At 38.6% G+C, this 7,968-nt stretch carries 8 protein-coding genes; 2 read left to right on the top strand and 6 right to left on the bottom strand.

Annotated elements, in window-relative coordinates:
• The coding region (locus tag RM049_RS04625; RefSeq protein ID WP_322703335.1) for a four helix bundle protein at nucleotides 1-221 on the top strand (221 nt) is incomplete at its 5' end.
• A gap of 28 nt (nucleotides 222-249) precedes the next feature.
• On the opposite strand, the gene dndD is transcribed toward RM049_RS04625, so the two are convergent.
• The 3 genes from dndD to dndC form a co-directional block, all read right to left on the bottom strand.
• Complete coding sequence (dndD, locus tag RM049_RS04620; protein WP_322703334.1) at nucleotides 250-2,235, bottom strand: DNA sulfur modification protein DndD; 1,986 nt, start codon at nucleotides 2,233-2,235, stop codon at nucleotides 250-252.
• 142 nt (nucleotides 2,236-2,377) lie between these two features.
• Nucleotides 2,378-2,791, bottom strand: coding sequence for an IS200/IS605 family transposase (tnpA, locus tag RM049_RS04615; RefSeq protein ID WP_322703333.1), 414 nt, complete (start codon nucleotides 2,789-2,791; stop codon nucleotides 2,378-2,380).
• A gap of 69 nt (nucleotides 2,792-2,860) precedes the next feature.
• The gene (gene dndC, locus RM049_RS04610) at nucleotides 2,861-4,522 is read right to left on the bottom strand and encodes a DNA phosphorothioation system sulfurtransferase DndC (protein ID WP_322703332.1); all 1,662 of its coding nucleotides are present in this window, start codon (nucleotides 4,520-4,522) and stop codon (nucleotides 2,861-2,863) included.
• Nucleotides 4,523-4,726: 204 nt separating this feature from the next.
• Here dndC and RM049_RS04605 point away from each other — a divergent pair, with 204 nt between their 5' ends.
• Entirely contained in the window at nucleotides 4,727-6,325 is a 1,599-nt protein-coding gene (locus tag RM049_RS04605) for a DGQHR domain-containing protein (RefSeq protein WP_322703331.1), read from the top strand.
• Here the strand turns inward: RM049_RS04605 and RM049_RS04600 are convergent, their stop codons facing one another.
• The 3 genes from RM049_RS04600 to RM049_RS04590 are packed head-to-tail and all read right to left on the bottom strand — an operon-like array spanning nucleotide 6,326 to nucleotide 7,768.
• Nucleotides 6,326-6,670 (bottom strand): HNH endonuclease, encoded by a 345-nt coding sequence (locus tag RM049_RS04600; protein ID WP_416212612.1) that lies wholly within the window; start codon nucleotides 6,668-6,670, stop codon nucleotides 6,326-6,328.
• A 54-nt stretch (nucleotides 6,671-6,724) separates the two neighbouring features.
• Nucleotides 6,725-7,267 (bottom strand): hypothetical protein, encoded by a 543-nt coding sequence (locus tag RM049_RS04595; RefSeq protein WP_322703329.1) that lies wholly within the window; start codon nucleotides 7,265-7,267, stop codon nucleotides 6,725-6,727.
• 30 nt (nucleotides 7,268-7,297) lie between these two features.
• Entirely contained in the window at nucleotides 7,298-7,768 is a 471-nt protein-coding gene (locus tag RM049_RS04590; RefSeq protein ID WP_322703328.1) for a DNA phosphorothioation-associated protein 4, read from the bottom strand.
• Nucleotides 7,769-7,968: the final 200 nt, after the last annotated feature.

Here is a 7,968-nt window from a genome sequence, read left to right as displayed (position 1 = left end):
CTTTGATTCCAACGATCGCATTCGACTTTGAGCATCCGTGTTTCGTTCTCAGCTATAAATTAGAAATCGCTTTGAAAGAAGCAAGAGAAACACAATACTGGTTGGAAATATTAATTGAATCCGAACTAGTGGATAGACAAAAATTTCAACTACTTCTCCAAGAGGCAAACGAAATTGGCAAAATTCTAGTTGCTTCCACCAAACGACTCAAAGGTAAATAATTACGAATTACGAATTACGAATTACGAATTACCAAAAGTAGCCTGGTTGAATAGTTGTTTGGCGGGTGGACGAGTCGTATTTGAGGAGATATTCGCGGGCGATCGCTTCATTTTCTCGCAGTGTTTCTACTTCTTTCTTGCCAATCTCAGTATCGGTAGATAACAAAATTACTTGATGGCTGGCGGCTGGAAAGTAACGTTCAACTAAGTTGCTGCGGTGAGAGGAGTCTAGTCTACCTAATGGAGTATCGATTGCTACTGGTAGGCGGTGTCCAGAGACTTTGGCTAAACCCCAGAGGAAGGCGATCGCCAGTAGTTGTTTTTCGCCAGCAGAGAGGCGATGTTTCGGGACTGGTTTACCATTTAAATCGTAAAGCAAAAGGCTAAAAGTCTTGGTATCAATAGTGATCCGATGCACTAAATCTGATTTGTGGAGGAGATAAAGGAAGCAATTTTTAACTTCCTCCTCTAATTTATTGAGTTTTCGCAGAGTTAATTTTTCCCGAAAAGTCTTGAGTGTTTCTTGAACTTTTGCTGCTGAGGTAATAATATGTTCGCTATTTTTATGTTTAATATTTTCTACAGTATAATCACTTAATTCTTTCTTGGATTTGGCTATAATAGTTTCTAACTCAGCTAAACGGCGGCGGATTGTTTCGTAATTTGCTTTAGCTTCAACAACTTGATTTTGTGCCGTTTCTAGTGCTTGATGCAGCTTTGTATAATCTTCTGGTGCTGCTGCTGTTTGCACTTGTCTTTCTAGAGTATGAATTTCTTCTTCTTTATTTTTGAGAATACCTAATTTCTCTTTTGCAGAAAGTTTAGAATTTTGTAAGTGATATATGAGATTATCTAGCTGACTTAAGCTTTCATCATCAGCTAATAGCCAAGGTGCTTCTATTTTGATAGTCTTGGCATATAAATTATCTACATCTTGGACTAGAAAAGATTGAATTTTTTCAACTTGAATCGGAGAAATTTCCCCTTGATTTAGCCAAGCGAGTAAGCGCTGATCTCGCTCAATTAACAAATCTTTAGAAATTTCTACCTGTTGATGGCGAAATTCCTTTTCTCCCTGTGCTTGCACCTGATTAAGCAAATTGGGAATTAATGCCAGAGGTAAAACATCAGCCGCCAATTCACACATCGATTGACGTACTTGTTCGATTTCCGCAGTTTTTGTATCCTGTTGTAGTTCTAGTTGATTGCGTTCTGCGGCAATCTTCCCACCTTCAGAAATGAATTTATCAAAGGCTTCTTGCTGCTTTTGTTCTAAATCTTCTACCTGATTTTTGAGAGTTTCTAACTTTTCTTCTGTTGTTTGATAATCTTCTTGCTGTTGGGTTAACCTAGTTTCAATTTCCTCTAGGTTTGCTAAATCTTTACTATTACCAACTTCTTTAAGTTTACGGTTAACCAAGATATCTAAATCAACTGCTAAACGATCTGCTAATTCTAAACCTAAAAGTCCGCGTATCGCATCTACTACAACTGGTGGTGGTGTTTCCTGTTCTGCGAGTTCTTTAACTTGTTCACCATCAAAGAGAAATAAGTTAGAAATACCTAATGGCAGGAGATTTTCAATATATTCATCCCAAATATTAACTAAAGCATCAGGCCAGGTATCACTGTCACCTAAAATACCTAATGTATCTTTCCCGTCTTTAGGATTTTTTGTCCAACTACGCACAACACGGTATTTTATTGGTTTATCGTTTTCAATATGTTCAAAAAGTAATTCAATCCGGGTGTCTGTAATTGGATCTATTTTGTTGTTGACACATTGATTGAGAAAATCACTATAACTTAAATTACCACGGGTAGAACATTGGGCGCGGGGGCCATAAAGGGCGAGACGAATGGCATCCATAAGGGTGGTTTTTCCGCCGCCATTCATCCCACCTAATAAGATAATTGGGTGTGATATTTCCTCATCAATTTTTGGGTTAAGATTGATTACCTGTTTCCCACTGTAGGGACCAAAGTTTTGTAAGACGAGTTCAAGAAATATCATTTATCTGATTGTGGGTTTATTAAGATACTGGGCGAATAGAATTCGTGGTTACGTAGGCAAAGTTGATAAGATACCGGGCGAATGGAATTCGCGGCTACACAGGCAAAGTCCGCCTCCGCGGACTAAATTCATAGTTATTGGGTTATTTTGGAGTTAGTTCCCAGGTGTGAATGATTGATTTTTGACTATGATGGGTAGCTTGGTTTCTGATGTAATTGGCTATATTATCAATGGCATCATGACTCACTGTAAAAGCTCCATAGCTACCTTGCCACTTGAAAAACTCGCCAGGCTTAATTTTATGGGTGATGAAATGGGAAGAACTTCCCTTAATTTGTTTAATCAATTCAGAGATACTGATGGTTGGCGGAAAACCCGTTAGCAGATGGACATGGTCTTCAATACCACCAATTGCAATTACGGTACAGTTTAACTGTTCAGATTCCCGAATAATTGCCCCGTAAACTTCCTTCTGAATATCAGGCGTAATTATAGGCAATCTATCCCACGTAGCCCAAACATAATGCACATACAATTGTGTAAAACTTGATCTCATTTTTCTTTAACCCACGAAGGTGGGTTTCGTCTGTGTAGCCGCGATTTCCAATCGCCCGGTATTATATTATTACTGTTCTTCTGAGTTTTCCTTTTTAAATTTCATACTTGCCCAAGTTACCTCTTCATCACTTTCAGTTTTACATTCATCGACTTCATTGATTGCTGCAACATCGCCCAAAGTCATCTGCTTAACTTTTGCAACATCACCTTGACTAACTGCTTCGCTTAATTCGCGTTTCAAACGAGCATTTTTAATCGCATCTTCTGGAGAACGGGAACTCGTATTAAAGCATTTTTCTAAAGTATCGTATATTCCTACGCGACGAGTCTTTTTGCGATACTGGCGTTCTGTATCTAACAATTTCGCCATGAGTTCCAAGTGCATCGCGTCACCTTCACAGATTTCTTCTAATACTATCCATTCATCACGACCTAGTAAGCTATAGTCAGCACCAGGACGGGGATCTTGAAATTCTTCACCAGTCACTTCTTGATAAATCCGGGGTAAGCTATCATCAAATTCGTGTTTTTCTTCTAGCCAAATGCGGCGAATTTCACTCATTTCTTCTAGAGTAATTAGGGTGATGTCGCGCATATTTTCTGGCGCTGAACGACGAGTTTTTGTTTGCGCTTCTAATAATCGTCTGAGCCAATGTTCCCGCCAATATTTAGTATAGGGGCCGTGAATTGGTTCAATAGAGGTTTCACCATCTACATGGCGTTCAAAAAGTTGGACTTCTCCCCAGATGCGACGGAAGTCTCTTTTATCGCGGTCATCTCTATTATCTAATTCATTACGGATATCTAATAGAGGCTGCATCCATTCTTTTTCTTCATCATTTTGAATCATTGCCTCCATTGATTTATCTTTACTAACAATTGTGCAAACCCAGCACCCAAATCGAGAATCACCACAGCTAGCAGTCGAAGTATCAACAACTAGTGGACATTCATTATCTGCTGTAGCACCTCGATACATAGTGAACAAATCTTTGTTGCTATATCCCCAAGGGTTTTGCCATTGATTTAGGTAAATCCAAACTTCATCAGTACGCCAGTCTTCAATAGGGCTATAAATTAAAGAATTAGGCAAGCTTGCACTATGGTAAAGCAGAGATGTATGTGAACTTGAATCAGAAATAAGACGATCTTTAAGGCTACCTGCTTGATGCTTTTCCATTGAGATAGCACGTTTGACACTTTCAGCCTTGCGCGTACCTAAAACAAGAATAACTTCCCCATTTACTCTAACCACATCACGTATAAAGTGGTTAGAAGGATGAATTTTTAGACGGTCTGTACACCAACGAAATTTTCCTCGCGGCGTTGGATAACCTTTACCAATCAAACTTACCCAAAATGTCTCTTTGATTTCTGGGTGTAATAAATGGGGTTCAATGGGCATTTTCTGTTCTTGAGCAGCAACCTTCATCTTTTCTAAGGATTTGCGTACCCAAACAGAGACTACAGGGTTTTCTACTAGTGTGTCAGTTGTAATAACATGAATAGTCTTTTTTCGCTTTTCAACTGGTAGTGCTGCGATCGCATTCCAGATAAGCTGTAAAGTGGCAGTACTATCTTTACCACCGGAATAGCCTACCACCCAAGGTATCTGGTCTAAACAATACAATTCTTGAATTTCAGTGGTGAGAGCTTGGATGTAGTCCACTAACTCTGCTACAGTACGTGTTTGCTGACCTTTATTTTCTGCTTGTTGTGCTGTAGTCATTTCTCCTTCTCTCTGGAAACCTGGCGTAATATCGGGGTAAATAGGGCGAATAGAATTCGCGGCTACACAGACTTGTGTTGAGCGGAGTCGAAATACAAAACCCACCTCCGTGGGTTTAAGAAAAGTTTTTAAAAACTTTACTACTAATATCTAATTTTTTAGATAATTAAACTACATAATACTATTCTGTTTTTAAAATTTAACATGAAAGATAGTACATCTGACCCCACTGCTGACATTGCTAGAGAATACCTGGAACGGGAAAACAAGGAAAAGCAGGTACTAGCATTACTCCTAGAGAAGTTTTTAGGGAGAAAAGATCAGATTCTCGTTCAAAAAACCGAGATGGGTGGTACTGAGGCTTATGTTAGCTCTGTTACATTGGAATGGTTTGCAGGTCGGGTTCACTTCGCCTCTGGCTTACCTCTGTTTCAAAAAAAGTATAATCCTGAAACTGATAATGTCGAGATTGACGCAGATAGTATTGATGAAATTCAGCAGCGTCCCCTTGATTGGTCACGTCAAGCACCGCTAGTCCAGTATTTAGCGGCTAGAGACAATCATAAGTTTCCGCCGGTGCTAGTGGTGATTAATCAACCGTGGGTGGATAATCCTAAAGCTGCTGAGTGGGATAGCGAAGGACGCGCTACAAAGTCTACGACTGATTTTATAGCCCTAGATAAAGACGGTAAGGTAGGTTTGCTAAATATTTCTGAGGATGATGTAACCATTTATGCACTAGATGGACAACATCGACTAATGGGGGTTCAGGGGTTGATGGAGTTAATCAAAACTCGTAAACTCCAACGCTATAAAAAAGATAAAGGTGCTGATGACAGTTTTATTACAGTCAATGATTTGATAGAAAAGTACCAAGTAGACCTTGCTTACTTGCAAAATTTACCCAAGGAAAAAATTGGTATTGAGTTTATCTGTGCGGTAGCGGCTGGGGAAACTCGCACCCAGGCGAGGCGGAGGGTAAGATCGATTTTTGTTCATGTCAACCTGATGGCTGCACCGTTGACTAAAGGACAACTAACACAGTTGAATGAGGATGATGGTTTTGCGATCGTTGCTAGAAAAATTGCAGTTACACATCCACTATTAGAACAACGACAAGAGCGTAAACCCCGCGTCAATTGGAATAGTGCAACGGTAGCTTCCAATTCTACAGTTTTGACGACATTGCAAGCTCTACAAGATATGTCTGAGCGGTATTTGGCTCAAAAGTTCCCCCACTGGAAACCCTTGGAGAAAGGTCTAATTCCCATGCGTCCAGAGGATGAAGAACTTGAGCAGGGGATTGAGGAATTTAGCAAGCTATTTGATAATTTGGCTAGTCTTTCCAGTTATAAAATTTTAGAACACGAGGATACACCAGCTTTACGGCGGTTCAGCTTTGAGAAGGATGGAGGTGAAGGAAATATGCTTTTCCGTCCGGTTGCTCAAGTTGCATTAGCCCAAGCTTTGGGAATTTTGGTATTTAAAAAAGGTTTTTCTCTAGCAGATATTTTTAAGAAGCTGCGGAAGTTTGACCAGCAAGGCGGCTTTAGTGGTATGGAGTATCCCCAATCTCTTTGGTATGGGGTTTTGTATGACCCAAATAAAAAGCGAGTGCAGGTTGCTGGACGAGATTTAGCGGCGAAGTTATTGGTTTACATCCTGGGTGGAATTCAGGAACAGATGGAACGTGCTGAACTTCGTAAGGCTTTGGCGGATGCTAGGACTGTGGAAGATAAAACTATAGGTTTTGATGGCAAGTTTGTTGAACCAAAAGCGGTTGGACTTCCACCTCTACTGTAATTATGCTTGAAATATATTTTGGCGATGCCATTGCAGCGCTTCTAGTTCTGGGAAATGTTGCTCTGTATTTGGTAGAAGTATTGTTTCACCATGAAAATCTTTCATAGGTTTAGTATGGAAAGATGCTTCTTCCAAATCATTACTAACTATGATTTTGTATTGCTCATCTACAGCAAACCAACCCCTATCAAATGCCCAATGATGATTTTTGCAAAGAGCAATTCCATTATTAATTTTGCTATCATAAAACTGTGAAAATGGCTTACTGTGTGCGCCATCCACAATATTTTGATTTACTTTTTTAGTTACTTTTAGTCTACAAAAGGCACATCTGTAATCATAAATATGTATAATTGCTGTCCTAAAAAAAGCATTTCTAATAACTGCTCGTTTTAAGCTCTACCTTGGATTATTATCTAAATTTTCCGTTTTAATTAATTTTTCTATTTCTCCTGAGCCATCTTGAAAAGTTTGATTTATTTGTAAAATAACTTCTATATCATTTTCATTATCAAAAAAGAAAGCTGCCACAAGTGCATCAATTAGTTCTTTTCGGCAAAATTCATCTTGTAAAAAGTTAAATAATTCATTGTCTAGATATGCGTATTCAACAGCCTCCTTTAGTTTGTTAAGTGTTTTTGGCTGTAACCCATTAAATTCCGGCTTAAACTTTAAGTACCAAAAGCCTTCATTTTGCAGATGAAAGAAAGGATAGTGTAAACCACCTTTGTAAGATGGAGAACCGATTACATTCCAATACCTCTCAAATGTTTGAATTAATTCGTCGGAAACGGAAACTTCATTGGTAATAATAATACCTCGCGCAATCAAATCAATTACAGATAAAAGTAAGATTGGTTTATATTGAGCATTACCACGCTTTCGGCTACTGCTCACATTTAATTCAGCAAAACGTTGACAGTAATAAGCTATATTTTTCATATTTAATAATTTAATTAAACAAATAAAAAATCAGTTTAAAAATTTACTCAAGTCAAATTCTTCTTCTGACAGTTCTTTTGTTCCTCTTTCAGAAATCAGAACTAATAGAAGTCGCTCTGAGTAATCAACAGAACCTCGTAACTCGTTTTGTAAGATTTCTAGTCCTCCATTAGCATATTCTTCAAATATTTGAGTACGTTTATCTTCATCTTGTTCTTCTCTAGATGAGAGTATGTTGATATCTTTAGTTTCAGTAATTCCTAATAATTTAATGATTAGGTCATATCCCAATGAAGCAAAATTTTCTTGTGGAATTGGAGATGGTTCTCGTTTTGTGGTTTCTCCCAAAGGAACGCGCTTTTTATATTTAACGCCTAAAGCTGCTGCAAACACCATTACTTCTACATAAGTCTGAAAAGGCCCAGTTGTGTCTTTTGATGCTACTAGAGATTTCACCAACTCAGCCTTATCTTTAGCAACCCTGATTCTATTTGCAGCCATGATATTAATATTTACATTGTTGCCATCTTAACCGACAGCGAAAAGCGATCGCTACGTTTACGCACTTGCCAAGGTATGATTTTATAATAGTATGTGGGCGATCGCTAGGTTTACGCAATTGCCAAGGTATGATTTGATGATAGTATGTGGGCGATCGCTAGGTTTACGCAATTGCCAAGGTATGATTTGATGATAGTATG

This window comes from Nostoc sp. DedQUE04 (assembly GCF_034530995.1).
Lineage (GTDB): Bacteria > Cyanobacteriota > Cyanobacteriia > Cyanobacteriales > Nostocaceae > Nostoc.
The sequence above is the reverse complement of the archived record's forward strand: the minus strand, read 5'-3'. Positions and strand labels throughout refer to the sequence as shown.